The 26733-nt window shown below is 71.0% G+C and carries 24 protein-coding genes; 19 read left to right on the top strand and 5 right to left on the bottom strand.

The features are described from left to right. Positions 1 to 345: 345 nt before the first annotated feature. From ABZT18_RS05495 to ABZT18_RS05475, 5 genes are all read left to right on the top strand, one after another. Positions 346 to 1401, top strand: a complete 1056-nt coding sequence (locus ABZT18_RS05495) for an ABC transporter ATP-binding protein (RefSeq protein WP_355250735.1) — start codon at positions 346 to 348, stop codon at positions 1399 to 1401. Further along, complete coding sequence (locus ABZT18_RS05490; protein ID WP_354995183.1) at positions 1398 to 2417, top strand: dipeptide ABC transporter ATP-binding protein; 1020 nt, start codon at positions 1398 to 1400, stop codon at positions 2415 to 2417. Before ABZT18_RS05495 ends, ABZT18_RS05490 begins: the two co-directional genes overlap by 4 nt. Beyond that, complete coding sequence (locus ABZT18_RS05485) at positions 2414 to 3427, top strand: ABC transporter permease (protein WP_355250540.1); 1014 nt, start codon at positions 2414 to 2416, stop codon at positions 3425 to 3427. The genes ABZT18_RS05490 and ABZT18_RS05485 overlap by 4 nt, the downstream gene beginning before the upstream one ends. A 10-nt stretch (positions 3428 to 3437) precedes the next feature. Then, a complete protein-coding gene (locus tag ABZT18_RS05480) occupies positions 3438 to 4424 on the top strand; it encodes an ABC transporter permease (RefSeq protein ID WP_355250537.1) in 987 nt (328 codons plus the stop codon). Between the two features lie 155 nt (positions 4425 to 4579). After that, positions 4580 to 6322: an ABC transporter substrate-binding protein gene (locus tag ABZT18_RS05475; RefSeq protein ID WP_355250534.1), complete on the top strand. Its 1743-nt coding sequence runs from the start codon at positions 4580 to 4582 to the stop codon at positions 6320 to 6322. 316 nt (positions 6323 to 6638) lie between these two features. Here the strand turns inward: ABZT18_RS05475 and ABZT18_RS05470 are convergent, their stop codons facing one another. Then, complete coding sequence (locus tag ABZT18_RS05470) at positions 6639 to 7388, bottom strand: alcohol dehydrogenase catalytic domain-containing protein (RefSeq protein ID WP_355250531.1); 750 nt, start codon at positions 7386 to 7388, stop codon at positions 6639 to 6641. 181 nt (positions 7389 to 7569) lie between these two features. Then, positions 7570 to 9714 carry a prolyl oligopeptidase family serine peptidase gene (locus tag ABZT18_RS05465; RefSeq protein WP_354995188.1) on the bottom strand — a complete coding sequence of 715 codons (2145 nt, stop codon included), beginning with the start codon at positions 9712 to 9714 and terminating at the stop codon, positions 7570 to 7572. Between the two features lie 86 nt (positions 9715 to 9800). On the opposite strand from ABZT18_RS05465, the gene mshB reads away from it, so the two are divergent. The 3 genes from mshB (at position 9801) to ABZT18_RS05450 (ending at position 11725) form a co-directional block, all read left to right on the top strand. Next, a complete protein-coding gene (gene mshB / locus ABZT18_RS05460; RefSeq protein WP_354995189.1) occupies positions 9801 to 10727 on the top strand; it encodes an N-acetyl-1-D-myo-inositol-2-amino-2-deoxy-alpha-D-glucopyranoside deacetylase in 927 nt (308 codons plus the stop codon). A gap of 17 nt (positions 10728 to 10744) precedes the next feature. Beyond that, the gene (locus ABZT18_RS05455) at positions 10745 to 11179 is read left to right on the top strand and encodes a hypothetical protein (protein ID WP_354995190.1); all 435 of its coding nucleotides are present in this window, start codon (positions 10745 to 10747) and stop codon (positions 11177 to 11179) included. An 81-nt stretch (positions 11180 to 11260) separates the two neighbouring features. Beyond that, positions 11261 to 11725, top strand: a complete 465-nt coding sequence (locus ABZT18_RS05450; RefSeq protein WP_354995191.1) for a hypothetical protein — start codon at positions 11261 to 11263, stop codon at positions 11723 to 11725. A 169-nt stretch (positions 11726 to 11894) separates the two neighbouring features. Here the strand turns inward: ABZT18_RS05450 and ABZT18_RS05445 are convergent, their stop codons facing one another. Beyond that, positions 11895 to 13010: a GNAT family N-acetyltransferase gene (locus tag ABZT18_RS05445; RefSeq protein ID WP_354995192.1), complete on the bottom strand. Its 1116-nt coding sequence runs from the start codon at positions 13008 to 13010 to the stop codon at positions 11895 to 11897. A gap of 79 nt (positions 13011 to 13089) precedes the next feature. Here ABZT18_RS05445 and fdxA point away from each other — a divergent pair, with 79 nt between their 5' ends. The 7 genes from fdxA (at position 13090) to ABZT18_RS05410 (ending at position 18641) form a co-directional block, all read left to right on the top strand. Then, complete coding sequence (gene fdxA / locus ABZT18_RS05440) at positions 13090 to 13416, top strand: ferredoxin (RefSeq protein ID WP_327034080.1); 327 nt, start codon at positions 13090 to 13092, stop codon at positions 13414 to 13416. Beyond that, on the top strand, positions 13413 to 14519 hold the full coding sequence (dapC, locus tag ABZT18_RS05435) for a succinyldiaminopimelate transaminase (RefSeq protein WP_354995214.1): 1107 nt from the start codon (positions 13413 to 13415) through the stop codon (positions 14517 to 14519). Before fdxA ends, dapC begins: the two co-directional genes overlap by 4 nt. Before the next feature lie 160 nt (positions 14520 to 14679). Next, the gene (locus tag ABZT18_RS05430) at positions 14680 to 15660 is read left to right on the top strand and encodes a prephenate dehydratase domain-containing protein (RefSeq protein WP_354995193.1); all 981 of its coding nucleotides are present in this window, start codon (positions 14680 to 14682) and stop codon (positions 15658 to 15660) included. 1 nt (position 15661) lies between these two features. After that, positions 15662 to 16273: a hypothetical protein gene (locus ABZT18_RS05425; RefSeq protein ID WP_354995194.1), complete on the top strand. Its 612-nt coding sequence runs from the start codon at positions 15662 to 15664 to the stop codon at positions 16271 to 16273. After that, entirely contained in the window at positions 16273 to 17334 is a 1062-nt protein-coding gene (locus ABZT18_RS05420; protein ID WP_355250528.1) for a prephenate dehydrogenase/arogenate dehydrogenase family protein, read from the top strand. Before ABZT18_RS05425 ends, ABZT18_RS05420 begins: the two co-directional genes overlap by 1 nt. A gap of 9 nt (positions 17335 to 17343) precedes the next feature. After that, on the top strand, positions 17344 to 17994 hold the full coding sequence (locus tag ABZT18_RS05415; RefSeq protein WP_355250525.1) for an SIMPL domain-containing protein: 651 nt from the start codon (positions 17344 to 17346) through the stop codon (positions 17992 to 17994). Then, on the top strand, positions 17994 to 18641 hold the full coding sequence (locus ABZT18_RS05410) for a nucleoside/nucleotide kinase family protein (protein WP_355250522.1): 648 nt from the start codon (positions 17994 to 17996) through the stop codon (positions 18639 to 18641). The genes ABZT18_RS05415 and ABZT18_RS05410 overlap by 1 nt, the downstream gene beginning before the upstream one ends. 23 nt (positions 18642 to 18664) lie before the next feature. Here ABZT18_RS05410 and ABZT18_RS05405 read toward each other — a convergent pair whose 3' ends face one another. Then, on the bottom strand, positions 18665 to 19222 hold the full coding sequence (locus ABZT18_RS05405; RefSeq protein ID WP_355250519.1) for a sugar O-acetyltransferase: 558 nt from the start codon (positions 19220 to 19222) through the stop codon (positions 18665 to 18667). Between the two features lie 139 nt (positions 19223 to 19361). Between ABZT18_RS05405 and ABZT18_RS05400 the strand changes: the two genes are divergently transcribed. Further along, entirely contained in the window at positions 19362 to 22724 is a 3363-nt protein-coding gene (locus tag ABZT18_RS05400) for a S8 family serine peptidase (RefSeq protein WP_355250517.1), read from the top strand. Positions 22725 to 22775: 51 nt separating this feature from the next. Here ABZT18_RS05400 and dapD read toward each other — a convergent pair whose 3' ends face one another. Next, positions 22776 to 23735 carry a 2,3,4,5-tetrahydropyridine-2,6-dicarboxylate N-succinyltransferase gene (gene dapD / locus ABZT18_RS05395; protein ID WP_355250514.1) on the bottom strand — a complete coding sequence of 320 codons (960 nt, stop codon included), beginning with the start codon at positions 23733 to 23735 and terminating at the stop codon, positions 22776 to 22778. Positions 23736 to 23858: 123 nt separating this feature from the next. On the opposite strand from dapD, the gene dapE reads away from it, so the two are divergent. From dapE to ABZT18_RS05380, 3 genes are all read left to right on the top strand, one after another. Further along, positions 23859 to 24932 (top strand): succinyl-diaminopimelate desuccinylase, encoded by a 1074-nt coding sequence (gene dapE, locus ABZT18_RS05390; RefSeq protein ID WP_354995201.1) that lies wholly within the window; start codon positions 23859 to 23861, stop codon positions 24930 to 24932. 367 nt (positions 24933 to 25299) lie between these two features. Next, on the top strand, positions 25300 to 26163 hold the full coding sequence (locus tag ABZT18_RS05385; protein ID WP_354995202.1) for a TIGR00730 family Rossman fold protein: 864 nt from the start codon (positions 25300 to 25302) through the stop codon (positions 26161 to 26163). Beyond that, positions 26163 to 26708: a TIGR00730 family Rossman fold protein gene (locus ABZT18_RS05380; protein ID WP_354995203.1), complete on the top strand. Its 546-nt coding sequence runs from the start codon at positions 26163 to 26165 to the stop codon at positions 26706 to 26708. The genes ABZT18_RS05385 and ABZT18_RS05380 overlap by 1 nt, the downstream gene beginning before the upstream one ends. Positions 26709 to 26733: the final 25 nt, after the last annotated feature.

Raw genomic sequence — 26733 nt, 5'->3', positions numbered from 1 at the left:
TCGGTGTTCGTCGTCAAGATCCGCGCAGTATCGGAGATGTTGCTGTCTCCTCGCGTGTCGGAGGGCGCAACTTCGGGGAAGTTGCGGCGATCTTGGCGCGGTGCGCGGTGCGCGGTGCGCGGTGCGCGGTGCGCGGTGCGATCAGGAGATGAACGGGCGTGGATGGCGAGGTGAGGGGTGTTCAGGGCGATGCCGACTCGTTACGCTCTGGCCCGCTGACAGGTCCGACTTTGTAGCTTATTTTCACCCTCGGGACTTTCCTGTAAGTTCTCTTCGTCACTGAGGGAGGCGGTCGTGGACAGTTCTGATCCGACGCCGTCCGGGGAACCGGACGACCGCCCCGCCGTGCCGGCGCAGCGCTCCGACCAGGACGCCTACCTGCGGGTGACCGACCTGCGGGTCCGGTTCGACACCGAGGACGGCGTGGTGCGCGCGGTCGACGGGGTGTCGTTCGCCGTCGAGCGGGGCCGCACGCTCGGCATCGTTGGCGAGTCGGGCTCTGGCAAGAGCGTCACCTCGCTGGCCATCCTCGGCCTGCACGACGCCAAACGGACCACCATCAGCGGGGAGATCTCCGTCGGCGGCCGGCAGTTGGTGGGCCTCGGAGACGAGGAGGTACGCCGGCTGCGTGGCCGTGACATGGCGATGATCTTCCAGGACCCGCTGTCGGCGCTGCACCCGTACTACACGGTGGGCCGGCAGATCGCCGAGGCGTACCGGGTGCACCACCCGAAGGCCAACCGGCGGGAGGCCCGCCAACGGGCGGTGGACATGCTGGACCGGGTCGGCATCCCGCAGGCGGCACGCCGCTTCGACCAGTACCCGCACGAGTTCTCCGGCGGCATGCGCCAACGGGCGATGATCGCGATGTCCCTGGTCAACGATCCGGCGCTGCTGATCGCCGACGAGCCGACCACCGCGCTGGACGTCACCGTGCAGGCGCAGATCCTGGACCTGCTCGCCGACCTGCAGGCCGAGTTCCACTCCGCGATCATCCTGATCACCCACGACCTCGGCGTGGTCGGCCAGGTCGCCGACGAGGTGCTGGTGATGTACGGCGGTCGGGCCGTCGAGCGGGGCAGCGTCGAGCAGGTGCTCCGCTCGCCGCAGCACCCGTACACCTGGGGTTTGCTCTCCAGCGTGCCGTCGCTGCACGGCGACGCGGACGCGGACCTGCTGCCCATCCGTGGCAACCCGCCCAGCCTGATCAACCTGCCGCCCGGCTGCGCGTTCCACCCACGCTGCCGGTACGCGGACCGCACCGGCGGCCGGTCCCGCACCGAGGTGCCGGAGCTGCGCCCAGCGGGCGCGGGCGGTCACCTGGCGGCCTGTCACCTGAGCGCCGAGGAGCGCGCCGCGCTCTATGCCGAGGACATCGCATCCGTGGGGGTGGCCCGATGACGGACGAGCCGTTGCTGCGGGTACGCGGTCTGACCAAGCACTTTCCGGTACGCCAGGGGCTGCGTTCCACGGGTCTGGTGCAGGCGGTCGACGGCCTCGACTTCGACGTGCGTCCGGGCGAGACGCTCGGGCTGGTGGGGGAGTCGGGCTGCGGCAAGACGACCACCGGCCGAATGCTCGTGCGGCTGCTGGAGCCGACCAGCGGCAGCATCGAGTTCGCCGGGCGGGACATCACGCACGCCGGTCGTCGGGAGTTGCGCCCGCTGCGCCAGGAGTTCCAGATCATCTTCCAGGACCCGTACGCGTCCCTGAACCCCCGGCACACCGTCGGACGGATCGTGGCGATGCCGTTGCAGGTCAACGGGATCAAGCCGCCGGGCGGGGTCAAGGCCCGCGTGCAGGAGCTGCTGGAGCTGGTCGGGTTGAACCCGGAGCACTACAACCGGTACCCGCACGAGTTCTCCGGCGGCCAGCGTCAGCGCATCGGCATCGCCCGTGCGCTGGCCCTGCGGCCCAAGCTGATCGTCGCCGACGAGCCGGTCTCCGCGCTGGACGTCTCGATCCAGGCGCAGGTGGTCAACCTGCTGCGCGACCTGCAACGGGACCTCGGCCTGGCGTTCGTGTTCATCGCGCACGACCTGGCCGTGGTGCGGCACTTCTGCCAGCGGGTCGCGGTGATGTACCTGGGCCGGATCGTCGAGATCGGTGACCGTGCGGATATCTACGAGCGCCCGCAGCACCCGTACACCCGGGCGTTGCTCTCGGCGATCCCAGATGTCACCCAGCTCGGCCCGGTCGGCCGGATCCGGTTGACCGGTGACGTGCCCACGCCGCTCGACCCGCCGTCGGGATGCCGGTTCCGTACCCGGTGCTGGAAGGCGCAGGACATCTGCGCCACCGAGGAGCCGGCGCTGGTCCCGCGCGACGGTGGCAGACAGGCCACCGCCTGTCACTTCCCGGAACCGGCGAACGCGGGCCGGGAGGCCGACGTGATCGTCGAGGAGGTGTCGCCGTGAGCCTGTCCCCGGTGGAGGGTGTGGCGCTGGCCGAGATCGAGTCCGGCGCGGGCGCGGGTGCGGGTGGCCCGGCCACGAAGGGCGTCGTCGGCCGCTCGCCCGGTCAGCTCGCCTGGCTGCGGCTGCGCCGCGATCGGACGGCCGTGGTCAGCGGCGTACTGCTGATCTTCTTCATGCTGCTGGGGTTGGCCGCACCGCTGATCGAGATGGCCTACGGGATCGGGCCGCGGGAGCAGTTCCAGAACCTGCTGGACGGCTTCGGCATGCCACTGGGCTATGCCGGTGGGGTCACCGGGGAGCACTGGTTCGGCCTGGAGCCGGGGCTGGGCCGGGACATCTTCATCCGGTTGATCTACGGGTTGCGGACCTCGCTGTTCATCGCGTTCGCCGCGGCCCTGATCACCGCGACGATCGGTGTCATGCTCGGTGCGCTCGCCGGCTACCTCGGCGGCTGGCTCGACGCGGTGATCACCTGGATCACCGACCTGACCCTGGCCATGCCTTTCCTGATCATCGCGCTGGCGCTGACCCCCACGCTGACGCTGCGCTTCTACGGCGAGCGGGGGCAGGTGTCGTCGGCCTTCGGGGTGGGCGTGCTGATCGCCGTCTTCGCCGTCTTCGGCTGGACCGGCACGGCCAGGCTGGTGCGCGGGCAGGTGATCGCGCTGCGCGAGCGGGAGTTCGTGGAGGCGGCCAAGGCCAGTGGCGCCGGGCTGGGGCACATGCTCTTCCGGCAGTTGCTGCCGAACATCTGGGCACCGATCCTGGTGTCGTTCTCCCTGGCGGTGCCGCAGTTCATCACCAGCGAAGCCGCGCTCTCGTTCATCGGCGTCGGTCTCAGCGACGAGACGCCGAGCTTCGGTCGGATGATCTACCGCAGTCTGGACTTCCTCCAGACCGACCCGGCGTACGTGTTCTTCCCGGGCATCACGATCTTCGGGCTCGTGTTCGCCTTCAACCTCTTCGGCGACGCGTTGCGCGACGCGCTCGACCCGAAGTCGTCCCGGTAGGGGTGGACTCATGGCGCGGTTTCTGATCAAGCGGATCCTCTCCGCCCTGCTGACCCTCTTCGCGGTGAGCGTGCTGACCTTCCTGATGTTCTTCGCCCTGCCGCGCGACCCGGTCACCGGCATGTGCCCGAAGAACTGCAACCCGGAGCGGTTGGAGCGGGTCCGTACCGAGCTGGGCCTGAACGACCCGCTCATCAGCCAGTACGCCGGCTACATGAAGGGCATCGTCACCGGCCGGGACCTGGGTAGCGCCCAGGGTGGCCGGTGTGACGCACCCTGCCTGGGCTGGTCGTACGTCACCAACGAGGCCGTCTCGGACACCATCGCCCGGGTCCTGCCGGTGACGCTGAGCATCGTGATCCCGGCGGCCATCCTCTGGTTGCTGCTGGGTGTGGGTCTCGGCATGGTCTCCGCGTTGCGCCGGGGCACCTGGTTGGACCGCGTGGCCATCGGGTTCTCCCTGACCGGCGCCTCGTTGCAGCTCTACTTCGTGGGCGCGGTGCTGCTGCTGGTCTTCGTCTACAACCTGCGGGTGCTGCCGGTGCCCAGCTACACCTCCCTCTTCGACAATCCGGCGAAGTGGGCCAGTGGGCTGGTGCTGGCCTGGGTGGCGTTGGCCTTCCTCTTCTCGGCCATCTACGCCCGGCTGTCGAGGGCACAGATGCTGGAGACGCTGTCGGAGGACTTCGTCCGTACCGCGCGGGCCAAGGGCCTGGCCAAACCCAAGGTGTACGGGCGGCACGCGCTGCGCGCGGCGATCACCCCGGTGGTGACCATCGCCGGCCTGGACGTCGGCGGAGCGCTCGGCGGCACGGTGATCACCGAGACCACCTTCGGCATCCAGGGGCTGGGGCGTACGGCGGTGGACGCGGTGCGCTCGGGCGACCTGCCCACCATCATGGCCACCGTGTTGATCGCGGCCGTCTTCGTGGTGCTGGCGAACGTGCTGGTGGACCTGCTCTACGCGGCCATCGACCCCCGGGTCCGGCTGCGCTGAGCCGGGCGGTCGGCCGAGGTGTCCACCACTCGGCCGACGGCGAAATTTATCGACAACTGTTACACAATCCGTAGGTTTTCTTCCTTACGATCCTCGGGACGTCGGCGGTTCTCGCCCCGACGGACCGCACAGCACATTGGTGAAGGAGGTACTTCATGCGACCACGCGTAGCGGCTGCCGCAGGCGGCGCGATTGCTCTGGTTGTGGCATTGGGTGCGTGCTCGGAGAACACGGGCGAGGGCACCACGGTGGACACCGAGCGGCAGCAGACCGGGGTCATCGCGACCGACCCCAAGGACTCCAAGGGGCCGGCCGCCGAGGTGAGTGGGGCCGCGAAGGGTGGCATCTTCACCATCATCCGGGAGACGCCCATCTCCCACCTGGACCCGCAGCGGACGTACTCGTTCGCCGGTCTGATGACCAACCCGCTCTTCGCTCGCTACCTGACCACCTGGAAGGACGACGGCAAGGGTGGCCTGGTCCTGGTGGGCGACCTGGCCGAAACGCCGGGCACGAACGTGAACAAGGACTGCAAGGTCTGGGAATTCAAGGTCAAGGACGGGGTGAAGTTCGAGGACGGTCGGCCGATCACCTCCAAGGAGATCGCGTACGGCATCGCCCGTTCCTTCGACCCGGACCTCTCCGGCGGCCCGACCTACATCCAGGAGTGGCTGGCCGACAGCCCGGAGTTCGACACCAAGTGGGACTTCAAGAAGAACAAGACGTCGCTGCCGCCGGGCCTGAGCACGCCGGACGCCAAGACGCTGCGCTTCGAGTTCGCCAAGCCCCGCTGCGACCTGCCGTTCGCGGTCTCCCTGCCGACCACGGCGCCGTTGCCGCCCGACAAGGACACCGGCGTCAACCTGGACAAGCAGCCGTTCTCGTCCGGTCCGTACAAGGTCGCCAAGAACCAGGTCGGCGTGCAGCTCACCCTGGACCGCAACACGAACTGGGACCCGAACACCGACCCGGTCCGGCACCAGTACCCCGACCAGTTCGTCTGGGCCTTCGGCCCCACCGCGGACGCTGCCAACAACCGGGTGATCGCCGACAACGGCGCCGACCAGAGCGCGCTCGCCTTCAACGCCGTGCCGGCCTCGCTGGTCGCCCGGGTGGCCGGCGATGCCGCGCTGAAGTCGCGCAGCATCCTCTCCCCGACGCCGAGCGCCAACCAGCTCGTGATCAACAACCAGCGCGTCAAGGACCTGAAGATCCGTCAGGCGCTCAACTACGCCATCGACCGCGAGGGTCTGATCAAGGCACTCGGCGGGCAGACCGTCGCCGCGCCGCTGACCACGCTCATGCCGCCGGCCACCATCGGCTACAAGGCGTACGAGGCCTACCCCGCGGGTCCCAACGGCGACGTCGCGAAGGTCAAGGAACTGCTCGGTGGGCAGACGCCGGAGCTGGTCCTCGGCGTCGCCGACAACACGACCGAGCAGCAGATGGGTGCCCAGCTCAAGGCCAACCTGGAGCGGGCCGGCTTCAAGATCACGCTGCGGAACATCTCGGACGATGCGAAGCTCGACGAGGTCAAGAAGAAGGACAACCCCTGGGACCTGTACATCGGTAACTGGGCGGCGGACTGGCCGAGCGGCGCATCGATCCTGCCGGTGCTCTACGACGGCCGCACCATCAAGGCCGAGGGCAACAGCAACAGCGCGTTCTTCAACGACCCGACGATCAACGCCGAGATGGACCGCATCCTGGCACTGGCCCCGGCCGACCAGGGCCCGGAGTGGGCCAAGCTCGACGAGCGAATCATGAAGGAGCACGCCCCGGTGGTGCCGCTCTTCGTCGACGTGGCCTACAACGTGCACGGGTCCAAGGCCGGCGGCGTCTTCATCTCCAGCGTCTTCGGTTACCCGTCGTTCGTGAACGCGCACGTCAAGCCGTAGTCCCATTGCAAGCAGGCAGGGCCCCCTCCCGACAGCGGTCGGCGGTGACCGTCGGTCACCGCCGTCGGGGCGGATGGGGTATTGAGCGGTATTCCTCAGAGTCATATTCATACCTCTGAGGAATACCGCTCAACAGTGCATCGGCATGCCGGGCCAGCCGAAGCGCACGCTGGATGCGTAGCCGCCTCCGCCGGGGTAGGTCCACTCGCCGGTGACCGTGGTGTCCGGCGGCCGGCCCGGTGGTGGCTTGGCCGTGACGCTCGGCCGAGGCTGGGTCGACCGGGCCCTCCAGACAGGCCGCTGGCGGAGCTGCGGATCAGGGGACGATCACCACGCCGCCGCGCACGCCGCCTTGGGCCAGCCGCTCGTGGGCGGCCGCCGCGTCGGCGAAGGGGTACACGTCGGCGACCCGGAGCGGGGGTGACGCGGCCACGTAGCCGCCGCCGTCCCGGACCAGGTCCAGCAGCGAGGAGCCGATCACCGCCAGGTCGATGACCGCGTCGAACGTCCCGGTCGGATCGTCGGCGCGCGACAGGAACGTCGCGCCCAGCGACTCGACGAACTCGTGGTCGTCGGCTCCGGCGAGCCCCATGGCGTGCAGACCGGTCGCCCGGGCCAGCGCCAGAACGAACCCACCGACCTGCCCGGCGGCACCGGTGACGAGCACTGTCGAACCCGCCGGGAGCGCGAGCAGGTCGAGTGCCTGGGCGGCGGCGAGGCCATTGGTCGGCAGGGTCGCCGCCTCGGTGGCGGGGACGCCGGCGGGCGCGGAGGTCAGCCAGGCGGCGTCGAGGACCACGTACTCGGCGTGGGCACCGACAGTGGTTTGCAGCCACGGCGAGAAGCCGATGACCTCGTCGCCGATCGTGAACTCGCCGACCGACGGGCCGACCGCGTCGACGCTGCCGGCAACGTCCCATCCGGGGGTGTACGGCAGGCCGGTCGGCAACGGTGCCGGGAACCGACCGGAGCGGACCATCAGATCGACCGGATGGACGACCGACGCCGCGACCCGCACCCGCACCTGCCCCGGTCCGGGGCTCGGCCATGAGCTGTTCCCGGTCATGATCGCGATCAAGAATTGGGCGGAGGCGCACATGGACCACGTTTTCGAAGCCCGAACCCAATTCGACGTACGCCCCTGACACCTACGACGCCGATCACCTCAGAGACCGCCGCGACGTACCCGCCGGAAGCGCTGGAACGGGCTGCCAAGATTCACAGCAGGTGGGTGCGGTGGAGCGCAGTCACAGCAGGTGGGTGCGGAGGAAATCCAGCTCCAGGGGGAGCAGGCGCTCCGCGGTGCCGTTCGCGGCCATGTGCGTGGCGCCGGTCAGCGGCAGCACGGCGTGCGGGCGGCCGGAGCTCAGCAGAGCCGCCGAGAGCCGCAGCGTGTGCGCGGCCACCACGTTGTCGTCGGCCAGCCCGTGCACCAGCAGCAACGGCCGGGCCTGGTCCGGGCCGGTGACCGGCTCGGCGGCCATCTCGACCAGCGAGTGGTGCGCGTAGACGTCCATGCCGTCCTCCGGCAACCCCAGATAACGCTCGGTGTACGCGGTGTCGTACAACGCCCAGTCGGTCACCGGGGCACCCGCGATCCCGCACCGGAACAGCTCCGGGTGGCGCAGCACCGCCAACCCGGCCAGCCACCCCCCGAACGACCAGCCGCGCACCCCCACCCGACCCAGATCCAGGTCGGGGTGCTTGCCGGCGAGCGCGGTCAGCGCGTCGATCTGGTCGGTCAGGATCACGTCGGCCATCCGCCGGTGGATCGCCTTCTCGAACGACGGGGCCACTCCCGGCGTACCCCGGTTGTCGATCGTGACCACCGCGAACCCGGCGTCGGCCCACCACTGCCGTTCCAACCAGGCGGCCCGTGCCGCCACCACCTCCTGGTGCCCCGGCCCGCCGTAGATGTCCAGCAGCACCGGCAGTCGTCGGCCCGTCACGTGGTTGTCCGGGTAGAGCACCGCCGCCGGCAGCCGCCGGTCGGTCACCCGTTCCAGCAGCGGCAACGGAGAATACGGAGGGGTGGCCGCGAACGACCGCAGCTCGGCCAGATCCTGATCGCCGCGACGCACCGTCCAGCGCACCCCGGCGTGGTCCAGCGACGCGACACCGACCACCAGCACGTCCCCGCCCACGGCGGCCGTGTACCAGCCAGAGTCGTTGGTGAGTCGGCGCGCGTCCACCCCACCGCCGATGGTGGTGCGGACCCGGAACAGGTGCCGCTCGCTCGGCTCCCCGTCGCTCGCCTCCACCAGCAGGTCGGCCGGGCCGGCGGCGGCCGCCAGTCGACCCACCACCCGCCGTACGTACAGCGACGGCGGGGTGAGCAGGGTGCCATCGGCGAACAGGCACCGCGCGTCGTACCCGTCGTGTGCCAACTCCCCGCCAACCAGCACGCGGCCGTCCGGCAGGTGCGCAGGGGTGCCGGCGATCGGCTCGACCCAGCGCGGATCGGCCAGCTCGGCGTGCACCTGCGTCTCACCCGTTCGTGGGTCCACCGCGAGCACCAGCCCGTGCTGCTGCGAACGGCGCAGCACGGTGATCAACGGACTGCCCTCACCCCAGCTGACCCCGGTCAGGTACGGATAGGTCTCGCGGTCCCAGTGCACGTCGACCCAGCCGTCGTCCAGGTCCAGCAGGTGCAGGCTGACCTCCGCGTTCGGCCCACCAGCCCGGGGGTACGCCACGGCGGTCGGCGGGCTGGCCGGCTCGGCCGGGTCGTGCAGGTGCCAGCGGTCCAGGCGGGACTCGTCGACCCGGGCGGCGAGCACCGAGCGGCCGTCCGGCGCCCACCAGTAACCCCGGTACCGGCCGAACTCCTCCGCCGCGATGTGCTCGGCCAACCCCCAGCTCACCCCGGCGTCCTCGCCGGCCAGCAGGGTGTCGGTCCCGTCGGCGTCGATCACCCGCAGCTCGCCCCGACGCACACCCTCGGCCGCGTCGGTCACGTACGCCAACCGCTGCCCGGCCGGGTCCGGACGTGGGTCCAGCACCGGACCGAGGGCGGCCACCTCCACCACGTCGCCGTGCACCAGGTCGGCCCGGAACAACCGCCCGGCCAGCGCGAACACCGCGACCCGGCCGGCGGCGTCCAGCGCGTACGAGCCGATGCCGGCGGCGCTGAGCCGCAGCCGCTCGCGTAGCGCCCGCTCGCCGGGGGACAGGGACCTGGGGTCACCGCCCTCACCCAGCAGGGTTGCCGGATCGGCGACCAGCCGCTCCTCGGCGGCGGCCACGTCGAACAGCCAGAGCGCATCCGCCGGGTCCTCCGGGCCGGCAGAGCGCAGGAAGATCACCCGGGAGCCGTCCTCAGCCACGGAGACAGCGCGTGGCGCGCCGTGGCTGAACCGGCGGGTGCGGGCGGCCAGCTCCGGAAAGTCCACACGCCAAATCGTAGAGCGGTACCGGGGGTGATGTGGCCGACCTGGGCGGACGCGTCAGCGTCGGTCGGGGCGAACCGCCAGTTAGAGTGACCGTCGTGACGATGCTGCCCGACCGCCGCCTGCTGCTGGTCCACGCGCACCCCGACGACGAGTCGATCGGCACCGGCTCGACGATGGCCCATTACGCGGCCAATGGCGCGCACGTCACGCTGGTGACCTGCACCCTCGGCGAGGAGGGCGAGATCCACGTGCCCGCGCTGGCCCAGCTCGCCGTCGCCGAGGCCGACCAGCTCGGTGGGTACCGGATCGCCGAGTTGGCCGCCGCGTGCGCCGCGCTCGGCGTCAGCGACCACCGCTTCCTCGGCGGCGCGGGCCGATACCGCGACTCGGGGATGATGGGGCTCGCGACCAACGAGCACCCCCGCGCCTTCTGGCAGGCCGACCTCGACGAGGCCGCCGGGCACCTGGTGGAGATCATGCGGGAGATACGCCCGCAGGTGCTGATCACGTACGACCCGAACGGCTTCTACGGCCACCCTGACCACATTCAGGCGCACCGGGTGGCGATGCGCGCCGTCGAGTTGGCCGCTGCCGAGGGCTGCGCCCCGCTCAAGGTCTACTGGACGGCCATGCCGCTCGGTGTGCTGGAGGCCGGCATGGCGCACTTCGCCGACTCCTCGGACAACCCGTTCGCCGGCATCGAGGACATCGCCGACCTGCCCTTCGGCACCCCGGACGCCGAGATCGCCGCCCGGATCGACGGCACCGACCAGCACACGGCCAAGGAGGCCGCGATGCGGGCGCACGCCACCCAGATCCCGGCCACCTCCTGGCTCTACTCGATCGCCGGCAACTTCGGCGGCGAGTTCATGGGCGTGGAGTTCTTCACCCTCGCGGTCGGCGAGAAGGGCCCGGGCACCGGGCCGAACGGCTGGGAGGACGACCTCTTCGCCGGGCTGCCCGAGGAGATCGCCCCGGACCGGTCCCCGGTCGCGGCGGCCGGTCTCCGGTGACCCTGCCCGCCGTACCGATGACGGTTGTGGACGACCAGGCCGCCCCGCCCCCGGCGGGGCCACCGCCGCGACTGCTGGACCTGGGCCTGCGGCTGGCCGGCGCGATCGTCGTGGTGGTCGCCGGGGTGCTGACCGGGGTGCTGGAGCTGCTACTCGCCACGGTCCGCGTCGGCGGGCAGTTGATCGGCGTGTCGGCACTGCTCGCCATCGGCGCCAACATCGCGCTGAGCTGGTTTGCCCACGAGGTGGTCGGCCGCAGGTGGGCGGTGGCGCTGCCGGCGGTGCCGTGGTTCGCGCTGATGGCGGTGGCCGCTATTCGGACCACCGAGGGCGACCTGTTGCTGGCCGGCGACAACTGGGTCGGCCTGGCGATGATCGTGGCCGGCGCGATGACCTTCGCGGTGATGGGCTTCCGGCAGATCCTCGCCCCGCCGCCCACACTCGGCGGCTGATGACTTACCCAGGTAAGAGTGGTAAATATTCCTGCCTGGGATGCGGGCCCCGCGACGGGGCGTATGGCAGGAGGTCCTGCGATGGACAGACGGTGGCGTGACATCGGCGTGCTCGCGGCAGCACTGTTCGCGGTCAACGTGGTCGCCCGACTGATCATCCGGTTCGGCTTCGACGGTGACGACACCGCCGCCGACCGGGTGTCGCTGGTGATGTTCGTGGTGATCGGGCTGATCCTGGCCGTGGTCGCCTTCCGCTGGGGTCGTCGCCGGCCGCTGGCCGACTGGGCGGCCGACATGGCCCTCGCGGTGCCGGTGGCGATGGTGCTGACCGTGTTGGTCGGGCCTCTGCTGATCGGTGACAACCCGTTCGCTGGCGGTGCGGCGACGTTCTTCGCGCAGATCTGGCTCTACCTGCTCGCCGCGGGCGCCGGGGTGCTGGTCGGTTACCTGGTGCTCACCGCGCTGGGGCGCGACTACCGCTCTCAGCAGCTCAAGCGGTACGCCGAGGTCAAGGCCGCCAAGCCCCGCCGCGTCGTCCGCCGCTGACGGGCCGCTGACGGGCCGTCGTCCGCCGTCGGCCGGTGTCTGTGGGACGTGAGGGCGCTTGATCGACTCGTTATCGCCGATGTGGGGGTGTCCCGGGTGTCTGATACCCCCGAGTCGGGGATGTGGAGTCGATCAACGCTCGATATTCGACCGGGGGTTGGTCGCTGGGTCAGTGCGGGGCGACCCTGGTCAGGTAGGTGTGGTGGGTGGTGAAGCCGAGCCGCTGGTAGAGCGCGACGGCCGCCGTGTTGCGCTGCTCGACCTGGAGGAACGCGTGCGTCGCGCCGCAAGACACGCCCCAGACGACCAACTCGTGGATCACCCGGCGGCCCAGCCCCTGCCGGCGGGCCACCGGCAGCACCTCGATCAGGCTGAGGCCCAACCAGCGCCCCTGGCCGGTCACCGTGCCTCGGCCGACCGCCACCAGCGTGCCGTCGGCGTACACGTGGGCGAAGCGGACCTGGTCCACGGCGGTGAGCACGTGCCGGGCGGCGTCCGGCAGGCCGCCCTTGCGGCCTGCGGCGACGGCCAGCCACCCCTCGCTCGGCGCGGTCGCCAGCTCAACGACCGCACTGTTCCACCCGCCAACGTCACCGGGTCGGTCAGCGGCGGCGCCGGACTGCTCGCCAGCGGCGCCGGACTGCTCGGCGGTGGCACCGCCCCGTCTGCTGGCGACGCCGCCCTGTCCGCTGGCGGCTGTGCCGGGGAGTCGGACGGTCGATGCGTCGGCGGGCAGGGCTCCGGCGGACGCCGACGTTGGTAGGGGGAGCGGCGCGGTCTGCACCAGTGTCGGTGGGCGGGTGCCCCAGCCCCGCGCGTCCAGCTCGGCGCCGACCGGCGCGGCGAGCGGCAGCGGCGTATTGATCATTGCTGGCTGGCCCTGCTCGGCGTACCAGCGCTCGACCGCGTCCACCGCGGCGGGCAGGGGTCGGTCCGGGTCGCCGATCGGCAGCGCCGAGTTTGCCCGCCCGGTCCAGCCGTCAGCCGACCGGAGCAGCCAGTCGCCGAGTCGGCCCCGCGTCGGTGCCGGCCAGGCCTCGTCGGCGGCCCGTTCCAGCGCCACCACCGCCGCGGCGGTCGGCCGACGGGTCGGCGGCACCCGCTTGGCACGGTGGACCTGTGCCACCGGGACCCGCAGCTGCCCCTGCGCGGTGGCCAACGTGAGATGAGTCTCGCTGAGTTCGACAAGCTCGCCGAGGGCATCGGAGAAGAGCGGGCGGCCTTCGCGAATCCCCACAATTCGGCGGACCACGATCCGGTGTCCCACATCCTGCTGTCGGAGCACGATCGACCCCCTCCCCGGCGAGATACTAGGCTCTTACCGTCGCGGGAGATCGCGGCGTGTCTTGCGGAGGAGAAGACCGGTGACCTACATCATCGCCGAGCCGTGCGTGGATGTGCTCGACAAGGCATGCATCGAGGAGTGCCCGGTCGACTGCATTTACGAGGGCAATCGGATGCTCTACATCCACCCCGACGAGTGCGTCGACTGTGGTGCCTGTGAGCCCGTCTGCCCCGTGGAGGCGATCTTCTACGAGGACGACGTCCCGGAGCAGTGGAAGGACTACACCGGCGCCAACTACGAGTTCTTCGAGGAGCTGGGCTCGCCCGGTGGTGCCTCGAAGATCGGCAAGGTGGAGAAGGACGCCACCTTCGTCGCCGCGCAGCCGCCGCGCGGCGAGGGCAACTGAACCGGCCCGCGCCGGTCTCGTCGCGGCTGCCCGAGTTCACCTGGGACACCCTGGACGCCGCGGCCACGCTGGCCGCGGCGCATCCGGAGGGCCTGATCAATCTCTCCATGGGCACGCCGGTCGACCCGGTGCCCGAGGTGATCCGGCAGGCGCTCGCTGACGCGTCCGACGCCCCTGGCTACCCGCTGACCGCCGGAACCCCGGCGTTGCGGGCCGCGATCGCGGCATGGGTGTCCCGGGCGTGTGGCGCCGGGGTCGACGGTCTCGGCGTGTTGCCGACCATCGGTTCGAAGGAGCTGGTGGCCTGGCTGCCCACTCTGCTCGGCATCGGCCCGGGTGACGTGGTGGTGGTGCCGTCGATCGCGTACCCCACCTACGAGGACGGCGCCCGGCTGGCCGGCGCCACGGTCGTGCGGAGCGACTCGCTCACCTCGGTCGGGCCGACCTCGCGGGTCCGGCTGGTCTGGGTCAACTCGCCCGGCAACCCGACCGGCCGGGTGCTGCCCGCGGCGCACCTCCGGAAGGTGGTCGACTGGGCCCGGGAACGCGGCGCGGTGGTCGCCAGCGACGAGTGCTACCTGACTCTCGGCTGGTCGGCCGAGCCGGTCTCGGTGCTGTCTCCACAGGTCAGCGGCAGCAGCTATGCCGGGGTGCTCGCCGTGCACTCGCTGTCCAAGCGTTCCAACCTCGCCGGCTACCGGGCCGGCTTCGTCGCCGGTGACCCGGCGCTCGTCGCCGAGCTGCTGAAGGTCCGCAAGCACGCGGGCATGATCGTGCCCGCACCGGTGCAGGCGGCCATGGTGGCCGCACTGGAGGACGAGCGACACGCCGACGAGCAGCGAGAGCGCTACCGCGCCCGGCGCGAGGTGCTGGCGGCCGCGTTCACCGGCGCGGGGTTCACCGTCGAACACTCGGAGGCCGGCCTCTACCTCTGGCTGACCCGAGGCGAGGACTGCTGGGATTCGGTCGACTGGCTCGCCCGACGGGGCATCCTGGTCGCCGCTGGCGTCTTCTACGGCCCCGGCGGCCAGCAGCACGTGCGGGCGGCGCTGACCGAGTCCGACGAGCACGTCGCAGCGGTCGCCGGCAGGCTGGGCGAATAGCCGCCTGTTGGTGGCCGGCGTCGCCTGCCTGTCTCGATTTTCATCGATGCGACGGGCCGACGGCGGGGCACTGAGGCGGTAATCTGCTCCCCTGGTGCGCGTGCGGCCTTGTCGGCCGTCGATCTCGTGCGGGCCGACAGGTGCGTGGGGAGTGGCGGCAATGGGTGGCGGTATCCATACGGCGAACGGGCGGCCAGTCGTCGCTTTCCTCGGTCCGGAGGGCACCTTCACCCATCGCGCGGCCCGAGCTCTGCACTCTCCTGAAGCTGACCTCCGACCTGAGTCGACGATCGCCGCAGTGATCGCCGGGGTTGCCGACAGTCGTTACGAATACGGCGTCGTGCCCATCGAGAACACCGTCGAGGGCATCGTGACGGCAAGTCTGGATCAGATCATCTTCCGCACGGACGCGCTGCTGATCCGCCGAGAGGTGTCCGTCCGTGTCACGTTCGACGCGTACCGTTCGCGGGAGGCGGCCGGCGCGCCCACCGTCATCGGTAGCCATCCACACGGGTTGGCCCAGTGCGCGCGGTACACAGCCGGTTCGGGCCTACCGGTGGAGCAGTTCGCGTCCACCGCTGCCGCGGTGCAGGCGGCCGCCGCGCGGCCCGAGCTGCTCGCCATCGGTGCGTCCGGGCTCGACGAGGTCTATCCGGTGCGGGTGAGTGACCGTGCGGTCGAGGACCATCGGGGAGCCCAGACCCGATTCGTGTCTCTCGGTCGGGCAGATGGCACGGAGCTGCCGGTGCCCGCCGGCCCGACTGAGCTGACCTGGAAGACGACCATCGCGCTCACCCCGCGCCGGTCCGACCCGGGCGTGCTCGCGCAGCTCTGCACACAGTTCTCCGACCGGAGGATCGACATCATCTCGCTGGCTTCGCGTCCGCTGCCGGGCTTTCCCGGCCGGTACGTCTTCGTCGCCACCGTGGACCACGACCGGGAGTCCGTGAGCCTGGCGCGGGCGGTCACCCATCTGTTGCACGAGGGTGTCCGGGTCAAGTACCTCGGCAGCTACCTCTCCGACCACGTCGCCGCCAACGCGGAGGAGCACCTGGCTCTGGTACCCCCGCCGGGAAGCCTCGGGCTGGCGGACTTCGAGGAACTGGTCCAGATCTTCAGCGGTGGCACGAGGGTGCAGTGACGTGCGCTACCTGCATCCGTTGTTACGCGATCGGAACATCGACGGCGTGCGGCAGGCCTCGTTGGCCACTGCTGCGGTGATCTTCAGCGTGCTCAACGTGGTGGTCCTCCAGAACACGGATCTCCGGGACGTTCGCACGAAGGCCGCCGCAGTACTGCTGTCCGCACTCAGCCTCGCCATCATCGGCAGCATCGTGCAACGGCTGTTCCTGCTCATCTGGGCCCAGCCGGTGCTCGGCCAGTGGATCTACGAGTCTTCGTCGGGCAACTGGGGGCTGGCCCACATCGGCCTGCGCGGCGGGGAGTTGACCTATTCGGTCCAGCTCTACCGGACCGAGCGGGATGCGCTGGCGGCGGTGCGGGGGGAGCCCGGATTCGTCTCCCGGTGTTTTGCCACGGTCTCGTCGGTGGGCGTGACGTACGAGAAGGGTGACGTCGAGTTGATCTACAAGATCAACCAGTCCCACGAGGACTACGCTGCGCGCAACGGAATGCTCACGCTCTCGCCGCTCAGCGAATGGGCGATGAAGGGTTACTGGAAGAGCGATATTCTCGGCACTGAAGCAAGTCGGGGCATTCTCGACATGTACCGACCGAAACGGCGAGGTGCGTGATGGGGGACAGGCCCGGCCCGAAGCTGCGGGCAGCGGTCGTCGGCACCGGCCTCATCGGCGGCTCCATCCTGCTTCGCCTGCACGAGTCGGGAGTCGACGTCATTGGCTGGGACCCGGATGCCGCGACTCGCTCGGAGGGGCGGGCGCGAGGCGTGCACTTCGCCGAGGAACTGACCGACGCCGTCCGCGACCGCGACGTGGTGTTCCTCTGCGGCCCGTTGCCGACCCTGCCCGAGACCCTGCACACCGCAGCGAAGTATGCCGGGGACCGCTGCGTCTTCACCGACGTCGGGAGCACCAAGTCCGCGGTGGCCTCGTTCTCGGTGGAGCACGGGTTGACCGACCTGTTCGTCCCGGGTCACCCGATGGCCGGCACCGAACGGGCCGGGCTGACCGCCGCGATGCCCGCGCTCTTCGAGGGCGCGGCCTGGGTGCTGTGCCCGACGCTGGATGGGATCGAGGCGTTCCGGATGTTGGTCGGCCTGATCCTCGACGTCTTCCAGGCGCGCGTGGTACCGATGTCGCCGGCGGTGCACGACTCGGTGGTCGCGCTCTCCTCCCACGTACCGCACCTGCTGGCCGGCAGTCTCGCCGGCGCGGTGGCCGAGTCTGACGTCCGTGATGCCGTCCTCGGGCTCGCCGCAGGCAGCTTCCGGGACGGCACCCGCGTCGCAGGTACCCCGGCCAGACGCACCGCTGACATGCTGATGGACAACCGTGAACAGGTGCTGCGGCAGTTGCGTGAGGTGAGCGCGTTCCTCCACGAACTGTCCACCGCGTTGCAGCGGTACGACGTGGACGCGCTGGTGGAGCAGTACCGGTACGCGCGGGGGACAAGGGTCGCCCTGCTCGACCGCGACCTGCACTCGTTCCGCCGGCAGTTCTCATTGACGGGCGACCGGATCGAGGAGGTGGAGTACCTGCTGGAGTTGGGCGCGGCTGGCGGCTATCTCACCGGTTGCCGGGTCAGTGACAGCGCGGTGGAGTACGCCGGGCACCGGCCCAGACCGGACGCCCAGAGCCCGTCGCCGAGCCCTGCGCGTCGCCCGGCGGCTGACTAGGCTGAGGGCATGGCGGTGAACAGTCCGGTGGTGCAGGTGCGTGGCGAGGCGTACCGGGAGGTGCCGCCCGAGCTGGCCCGGTTCGCGGTCACCGCGACGGCGCGTGATCGGGACCGGGAGGCCACCCTGACCCGGCTGGCCGAGCGTGCCGCCGCTGTCCGGGTGCTGCTGGACGGCTCCGAGCCGGCGGTGGCGCGGCGGGAGACCGGCGACCTGCGGGTCCGACCGGAGACGCGGCGCTCGGGCGAGCGGGTGGTCGCCTGGCACGGCAGCGTGACCACCACGGTCACGGTCACCGACTTCACCGCCCTCGGCGAGCTGATGCTCCGGCTGGCGGACCAGGACCAGGTCGAGGTGGCGGGGCCCTGGTGGGAGCTTCGTCCGGACAGCCCCGCGCACCGCGAGGCGCGACACGCCGCGATCAGCGACGCGCTGCTGCGGGCCCGGGAGTACGCGGAGGCGCTCGGTGCCCAGGTCACCTCGCTGATCGAGTTGGCCGACGCCGGCTCCGCCGACCGGCCGATGTTCGCCCGTGCGGCGTTCGCCGGGGGCGGCGGTGCGGGTGGTGGCCCTCCGGAGCTGGAGCTGGACCCGCAGCCGCAGACCGTCCAGGCAGCCGTCCAGGCGAGGTTCACCATCAGCGACCCGGTCCTGGGCTGATGCCGCCGGCCCGGGTGTTGTCGGTCGACGAGTTGGTGGCCCGGGCGCGGGCACTGGCCGAGGCCGGTCCGCGACAACTGCTCGGCCTCACCGGCGCGCCGGGCGTCGGGAAGTCCACGCTGGCCGAGCAGATCGTGGCCGAGATCGGTCCGACCGCCCGGCTGGTACCGATGGACGGCTTTCACCTGGCGCAGGCGCAGCTGGTCCGGCTGGGCCGCGCCGATCGCAAGGGTGCCGTGGACACCTTCGACGCCAACGGGTACGTCTCGTTGCTGCGCCGACTGCACCGGCTGGAGCCGACCTCGGTCTACGTTCCCGAGTTCCGTCGGGACCTGGAGGAGCCGGTCGCCGGGGCGATCGAGGTGCCGCCCTCGGTCCGCCTGGTGGTGACCGAGGGCAACTATCTGCTTCTGCCGGACTTCCCGTGGCAGGAGATCCGGTCGCTGCTGCACGAGGCGTGGTTCCTCGACCTGGACGCGGAGGTACGCCAGCGTCGGCTGACCGCCCGGCACGAGGCCTTCGGGCGGTCGCCGGAGCAGGCACGCGAATGGGCGCTGGGCAGTGACGAGGCCAACGCGGCCCTGGTCACCCCCACCGCCGATCGGGCCGATCTGGTGGTCCGCCTACCCGAGCCGCCGGCGGCCTGACCGGCCCGTCGAGGTCGGCACAGTCAGTCCAGTTCGCGGACCGTCCGGGCGGGGTTGCCGACCGCGACCACGTTGGCGGGCAGATCCCGGGTCACCACCGCGCCCGCGCCGACGACGGTGTTCGCGCCGATCGTCACTCCGGCCAGCACGATGGCGCCGCCGCCGAGCCAGACGTTGTCGCCGAGGGTGATCGGCTTGGCGGCCTCCCACTTGTCGCGGCGCGGACCGGGCTCCACCGGATGGGTCGGTGTGAGTAGTTGCACGTTGGGTCCGATCTGGACGTCGGCACCGAGGGTGATCGGTGCGCCGTCGAGGAAGACCGCGTTGTAGTTGACGAAGCTGCGTGGCCCGATGCGAATCTGCGTGCCGTAGTCGCAGTAGAACGGTGGGCGGATCCAGGTGCCCTCGCCCACGTTGCCGAGGAGCTCACGCAGCACCGCGAGGCGGGCTTGCGGGTCGGCCGCGGCACTGGTGTTGAAGCGTTCCATCAGCCGGGCGGCCCGGTCCAGGTCAGCGATGAGCTCGGGATCGTCCGCCAGGTACGGCTCGCCGGTGAGCATGCGGTCCTTCATGGAGGTCACCGCTCGATCATGCCGGCCCAGGTCCGCGACGGTTGTTCAGATCGTCATATTCGGGACTTCCGTCTGCATACCGAGTATGCAATTCTGATGACTGTCAATGCGTCTCCCGTGGTAATGACGCTCCACCGAGGAGGATCCGTTGCACCACACAAGAAGATTGGCCGCTCTCGGCCTCGTGTCCGTACTGGCGCTCTCCGCGCCGGTCCCCGCCTCCGCCTCCGCGGCTGTGCCCGGTACGCCGGGCAAGGCCGACCTGGCGACCCGCCCGGCCCCGGGTGGGCCCGCCGTCGACCGATCGACCACGGTCACCCTGATCACCGGTGACCGGGTGACGGTCACCGCGTCCGGCGCCGCCGTCCGACCCGGCGCCGGCCGGGAGGACGTACGGTTCCTCGTTCGACGCGAGCGGGGCCACCTGTCGGTGACGCCGCAGGACGCGTTGCCACTGCTCCGCTCCGGCCGGGTCGACCGGCGGCTCTTCGACGTCACCGAGCTGGTCGAGGCGGGCTACGACGACGCCCATCGGAACACCCTGCCGCTGCTCGTCTCGTACGGCTCGGCGGGCACCGCCCGAAGTGCCGCTGGCGCGCTGCCCGGTGCGCGGGTGACCCGCGACCTGCCGGCGATCCGCGGCGCGGCCCTGAGCACCGGCAAGTCCTCTCTCGGCGCGGTCTGGGCGGCGGTCACCACCGGCCCCAGCGCGGCCCGGCTCGGCGCGGCGGGGGGCGTCGAGCGGATCTGGTTGGATGGTCGCCGCCGGGTGACCCTTGACCACAGCGTGCCGCAGATTGGCGCGCCCGCCGCGTGGGCGGCCGGGTTCACCGGCAAGGGAGTGTCCGTGGCCGTGCTGGACACCGGCGTCGACGCGACCCATCCGGACCTGGCCGGCAAGGTGGCCGAGGCGCGCAACTTCACCGAGGTCACCGACGGTCGGGACACGATCGGCCACGGCACCCATGTGGCCTCGACCATCGCCGGCACCGGCGCGGCCTCCGACGGCCGGTACAGGGGCGTGGCTCCGGATGCGACGCTGCTGGACGGCAAGGTCTGCGAGGACTTCGGGTGCACCGACTCGGCGATCCTCGCCGGCATGCAGTGGGCCGCGGTGGAGAAGAAAGCCTCCGTGGTCAACATGAGCCTCAGCGGCTGGGACACCCCGGAGGTCGACCCGCTGGAGGAGGCGGTGCAGACCCTGACCGCGCAGACCGGCACGCTCTTCGTCACCGCCGCCGGCAACGACGGCTCGGACGGTTCGGTCGGTTCCCCGGCCAGCGCGGACGCCGCGCTCGCCGTGGGCGCGGTGGACCGCGACGACGAGCTGGCCGACTTCTCCAGTCGGGGCCCTCGCGTCGGGGACGACGCGCTCAAGCCGGACATCACCGCGCCGGGCGTCGACATCGTCGCCGCGCGGGCCGCCAACGGCGTGATCGGTGACCCGGTGGGGGAGCGCTACGTCGCGATCTCCGGTACCTCCATGGCCACCCCGCACGTGGCCGGGTCGGCGGCGCTGCTGGCCCAGCAGCATCCGGGCTGGCGGGCCGACCGGCTCAAGGCGACCCTGATGGCCGCCGCCAAGCCGCATCCGACGCAGACCGCCTACCAGCAGGGCGCCGGCCGGGTCGACGTCGCGCACGCGATCACCCAGCCGGTCAGCACCGACCCGGTGAGTGTCTCGTTCGGGCGTGCCCTCTGGCCGCACGGCGACGACGCCCCGATCACCCGCACGGTGACCTGGCGCAACGATGGCCCCGACCAGGTCACGCTGGACCTGAGCGTCGAGGGCGCCGGCCCCGACGGGCGGGCGGTTCCGGCCGGCATGTTCCAGCTCGGCGCGAGCCAGCTCACCGTGCCGGCGGGCGGCACGGCCGCGACCACTGTCACCGCGGACACGCGGCTCGGCGACGTCGACGGCTACTGGACCGGACGGGTCGTGGCCCGCTCCGGGTCGACGGTCGCGGTCACGCCGCTGGCCGTGCACCGGGAGGTGGAGAGCTACACACTGACGGTGGAGCACCTGAACCGCGCCGGTGTGCGCACGGCGGACCACTCCACGACCCTGGTCGGCCTGGCTGACTTCGGCTCCTGGGACCTCTACGGCGCCGACGGAGTGGCCACGGTACGCCTGCCCAAGGGGCACTACGGCCTGAGCAGTCTGATCTTCGAGACCGGCCCGGACGGTGAGCCCGGTGGGCTGTCCATGCTGGCGCAGCCCGAGCTGACCGTGGAGCGCGACACGCGGATCACCGTCGACGCCCGCCGGGCGAAGCCGGTCCGGACGACCGTCCCGGAACGGGGTGCCACCCCGGAGTTGATCGATGTCAGCACGGTCTTCAACGCCGACGACGGCAGCGTGTACGGCATCGGGCTCTGGACGGACAGCTTCACCGGCCTGACCACCGGCCAGCTCGGCAAGCCGGTCTCCGAGGACCGGTTCGTGTCCACCGTCAGCAGCCAGTGGATCAAGCCGGGTCCAGCGCCCAGTCCCTACCTGTACGCGTTGGCCGAAGCGATCCCGGGCCGGATGCCCACCGGCTTCGTCCGGAACTACGCGCGGCGGGACCTGGCCACCGTCGTGCACCGGTTCCGGGGCGGCTACCCGGGGCTGGAGGCCGAACGGTTGGTGCTGGCCGAGCTGGAGTACAACACCGGCGGTTCCGCGCTGGTCCTACCCACCGCCGTACCCGGCCAGCGCGTCGAGCACTACAACACCAGGGGCGTGAAGTGGGAGTCCGAGATCGACTTCGGGACGCGGGACGAGGACGGCTGGCTGAACGCGAAGGCGGTGCTCTCTTCCACACCCACCGCGTACCGGGCCGGACGGACCGTCCGCGAGGACTGGAACCAGGCGCCGTACGCGCCGTCGTTCCCGGCCCCGCGCTGGCCCGAGCAGAGCGTCACGCGGATCGGTGACACCATCCTGGTCGGGCTGCCGATGTTCAGCGACGCCGCCGGGCACCCGGGCGGGTCGCTCACCGACACCGAGCGAACCGCCCTGTGGCGCAACGGGAAGCTGGTCGGCGAGAGCGAGTACGCCGGCTACGGCGAATTCGCCGTGCCACCGGGCGTGGCGGACTACCGGCTCAGCACGTCGGCGACGCGCAGCTTCACCGATCTGAGCACCGAGGTGGAGTCCAACTGGACCTTCCGGTCACGGCACGCCGCTGGCGACGTGCCGGCCCGGTTGCCCCTGATGGCGGTGCGCTTCGCGCCGCCGCTGCGGGTCGACAACAGCGCTCCAGCCGGGCAGAGCTTCGTCATCCCGGTGCGGGTGGAGCCGCAGCCCGGCGCGCCGGCCGCCCGGGTGAAGAAGCTGACCGTCGACGTCTCCTACGACGGCGGCAAGACCTGGCGGGCCGCCCAGGTCCGCAACGGTGGGCACGGTTGGACCGCCACTGTCCGGCATCCTGCCGGGCCCGGTTACGCGTCCCTGCGGGCCACCGCTCGGGACGCCGCCGGCAACACGGTGACCCAACGGATCATCCAGGCGTACCGGCTGCGCTGAGGCGTACCCCGTCCGGGTCCGCGGCAGAGTGCCGCGGACCCGGCGGGTCCGTCAGTCGTTGGCGTGCAGGGCGGCGTTCAGCTCGATGCCCCGGCCGGTGCGCGGCCGAGCCTCCAGCGCGCCGGTGACCGAGTTGCGCCAGAACAGCAGACCGTCGACGCCGGAGAGCTCCCGGGCCTTGACCACCCGGCCGTCCGGCAGAGTGATCTTGGACGCGGCGGTGATGTAGCAGCCCGCCTCGACCACGCAGTCGTCGCCGAGCGAGATGCCGACGCCCGCGTTCGCGCCGATCAAGCTCCGCTCGCCGATGCTCACCTTCTCGGTGCCGCCACCGGAGAGCGTGCCCATGATGGAGGCGCCCCCACCGACGTCGGAGCCGTCGCCGACCAGCACGCCCTGCACGATCCGGCCCTCCACCATCGAGGTGCCCACGGTGCCGGCGTTGAAGTTGACGAAGCCCTCGTGCATCACTGTCGTACCGGCGGCCAGGTGTGCGCCGAGGCGCACCCGGTCCGCGTCGGCGATCCGCACACCGGCGGGGACCACGTAGTCGGTCATGCGGGGGAACTTGTCCACCCCGTACACCGCCAGGTGCCGGCCGGCGGCCCGCTCGATCACCCGCAGCTCGTCCACCCGCTCCGGGGGGCACGGCCCGGCGGACGTCCAGGCCACGTTCGCCAGCTTGCCGAAGATGCCGTCGAGGTTGAGCTGGTTGGGTCGGACCAGGCGGTGCGAGAGCAGGTGCAACCGGAGGTACGCGTCCGGGGCGTCCTTGATCGGGTCGTCCAGCGAGCCGATCACGGTGACCACCTGCACGTTACGCAGACCGGGCAGCGATCGGTCACCGAGCGCGGTCGGCGGCAGGTCGAGCACGTCCGCCTTGTCCTCACCGGCGACCAGCGGCAGCTCACCGAGGCCCAACTTGCCGGTCGGATACCAGGTGTCGAGCACCTGCTCGTCTGCGGTGACCGTGGCCAGGCCGATGCCCCAGGCGGAATCTGCGGACGTCACTGTTACACCTTTCGGTCGCGGCCGGGCTGGCCTCTGCTCACGACTGCGGGGCTCCTCGCGCTCGCCCCAGGGGCCCGCAAGCTCGCTCCTCGCGCCGACAGACCTGAAGGTACCGTGCGAACCATGGAGAACCCGCTGACCCCCGAGGTCCTCGCCGATCCGGTGGCGCTGACCCGTGCTCTGGTCGACATAGAGTCCGTGTCCCTCAACGAGAAGGCGATCGCCGACTGCGTCGAAGAGGTGCTGCGGGGCGTACCGCACCTGACCACCCACCGGCACGGCAACACCGTGATGGCGCGCACCGACCTCGGTCGGTCGCAGCGCGTCGTGCTGGCCGGGCACCTCGACACGGTGCCGCTGAACAACAACTTCCCGTCGACCATGCGCGGCGACCTGATGTACGGCTGCGGCACCTCCGACATGAAGTCCGGTGTCGCGTACGCGCTGCACCTCGCGGTGAGCCTGCCCGAGCCGCGCTACGACGTGACGTACTTCTTCTACGAGGCCGAGGAGATCGAGTCGCGGTACAACGGGCTGACCCTGGTCGCCCAGGCGTACCCGGAGTGGCTGGAGGCGGACTTCGCGGTGCTGCTGGAGCCGACGTACGGCATCGTCGAGGCGGGCTGCCAGGGCACCATGCGGGCCATCGTGACGACCTCGGGTGAGCGGGCGCACGCGGCGCGCTCCTGGCACGGGGTGAACGCGATCCACGCCGCCGGTGAGGTGCTGCGGCGCCTCCAGACGTACGAGGCCCGCCGGGTCACCATCGAGGGGTGCGACTACCGCGAGGGCATGAACGCGGTGCGGATCAACGGAGGCGTCGCCGGCAACGTCATCCCCGATCGCTGCGAGATCGAGGTCAACTACCGGTACGCGCCGGATCGTGACCCGGCGGCGGCGGAGGTGCACCTGCGGGAGGTCTTCGCTGGCTTCGAGGTGGCGGTGACCGACGCGGCAGCCGGTGCACCCCCCGGGCTGGAGGCGGCTCCGGCGAAGGAGTTCGTGGCGGCGGTGGGCGCGGCGCCGATCGGCAAACTCGGCTGGACGGACGTGGCCCGGTTCGCGGCCATGGGCATCCCCGCGCTGAACTTCGGGCCGGGTGACCCCAACCTCGCTCACCACAAGGACGAGCACGTCGAGATCAGCAAGATCCGCGATGGTGCGGCAACCCTGCACCGCTGGCTAACCCCGGCCTGACCCGCTTCCCGGCCGTGCCCGCTCCCGGTGATCAAGAGGTTTGCGTCAGCCGGGCCCGTTGTCGGCGACGCAAACCTCTTGATCAGCTCCGGGTGGAGCGGGGGAGAGAGGGGTTGGGTCCTGTTGGCGGGTGCGGCGGCGTTCGGCCACCACGTCTTGGATCCGTCGCTGCATCTGGCGACGGATCCGGATCATCTCGCTGTTGCTGATCACGCTGTCTCCTCCCCCGAAGGCGCGCGCCGGGGCATACCCGGTATGTGAATAGTAAGACGTACGGGCGAGCCGAATAGTTGCCCATGATCCCGAACTATTTCTCGGCGTCCGCGCCCCGCGCACCCGAGAGGTGTGGCTCCACTACGGTTGCCCCATGAGCCAGAGCAACGGGCGGGAGGCCGGTCGCGGTCCGGGACAGGAGCGACACCGGGGTGCGGTCACGCTGCGCAGAGGGGCGATCCCGAGCAGTACCGCCGACCAGCGGTTGCTGGATTCGCGTGGGCGGGGCGACTGGAAGACCAAGGACGCCTGGCGCGCGCTACGCATCCTCTCCGAGTTCGTCGAAGGCTTCGACACCCTCGCCGACCTGCCGCCGGCGGTCAGCGTCTTCGGCTCCGCACGCAGCGGGCCGGACAGCGCCGAGTGCCAGCTGGCCGAGCAGGTGGGCGGCGCGCTGGCCCGGGCCGGCTACGCGGTGATCACCGGGGGTGGGCCGGGAGTGATGGAGGCCGCCAACCGCGGCGCCAGCGAGGCCGGTGGGCTCTCCGTCGGGCTCGGCATCGAGCTTCCGTTCGAGCAGGGCATCAACGAGTGGGTCGACCTGGCCATCGACTTCCGCTACTTCTTCGCCCGCAAGACCATGTTCGTCAAGTACGCCCAGGCGTTCGTCGTGCTGCCCGGTGGGTTCGGCACCATGGACGAGCTGTTCGAGGCGCTCACCCTGGTGCAGACCGGCAAGGTCACCCGGTTCCCGGTGGTGCTCATGGGGGTCGCCTACTGGCAGGGACTCCTCGACTGGTTGCGCGACACGATGGCCACCACCGGCAAGATCGGTCCGGTCGACCTGGAGCTGATCTGTCTCACCGACGACGTCAACGCCGCGGTCCGGCACATCGTCGAGGCGGAGGCGGCGCTCTCCGCAGAGCAGGAAGCGGTCCGCGACGAGGCCGTCGCCCGTACCGGTGCCGACCAGCAGGCCGCCGCAGAACAGGCCGCCGACCAGCCACGGGACAAGTGATGGCGGCGATCTGCGTCTTCTGCGCCTCCTCCCGTACCCTCGATCAGCGCTGGTTGGATCTGGCCGCCGAGACCGGTGCGGAGCTGGCCCGGCGCGGGCACACGCTGGTCAGCGGTGGTGGTTGCGTCGGCATGATGGGCGCGCTGGCGGACGGCGCCCGGTCCGGCGGTGGGCGCACCCTGGGGGTGATTCCGCAGGCGCTGGTCGATCTGGAGGTCGCCGACCTGGCCGCGGACGAGCTGCTGGTGACCGACTCGATGGCCAGCCGCAAGACCCTGATGATCGAGAAGTCGGACGCGTTCCTCACCCTGCCGGGCGGGCTGGGCACCCTGGACGAGCTGTTCGAGGTCTGGACCACGGCCACCCTCGCGCTGCACTCCAAGCCGATGGTGTTGATCGACACCGACGGGTTCTACCGTCCGCTGCTGGGCTGGCTCGACGCGCTGGCCGACCAGAACTTCCTCAAGGGCGCCGGCCGCGACCTCCTGACGGTGGCCACCTCCGTCCCCGCAGCCCTGGACGCCCTGGAGTCCCACCTAACCTGACCCTCACTCCCCGCCTCTCACGCCG

This window comes from Micromonospora sp. NPDC005291, assembly GCF_040607415.1.
Lineage (GTDB): Bacteria > Actinomycetota > Actinomycetes > Mycobacteriales > Micromonosporaceae > Micromonospora.
Note: the sequence above shows the minus strand (reverse complement) of the source record. Positions and strands in the feature narration are given on the sequence as shown.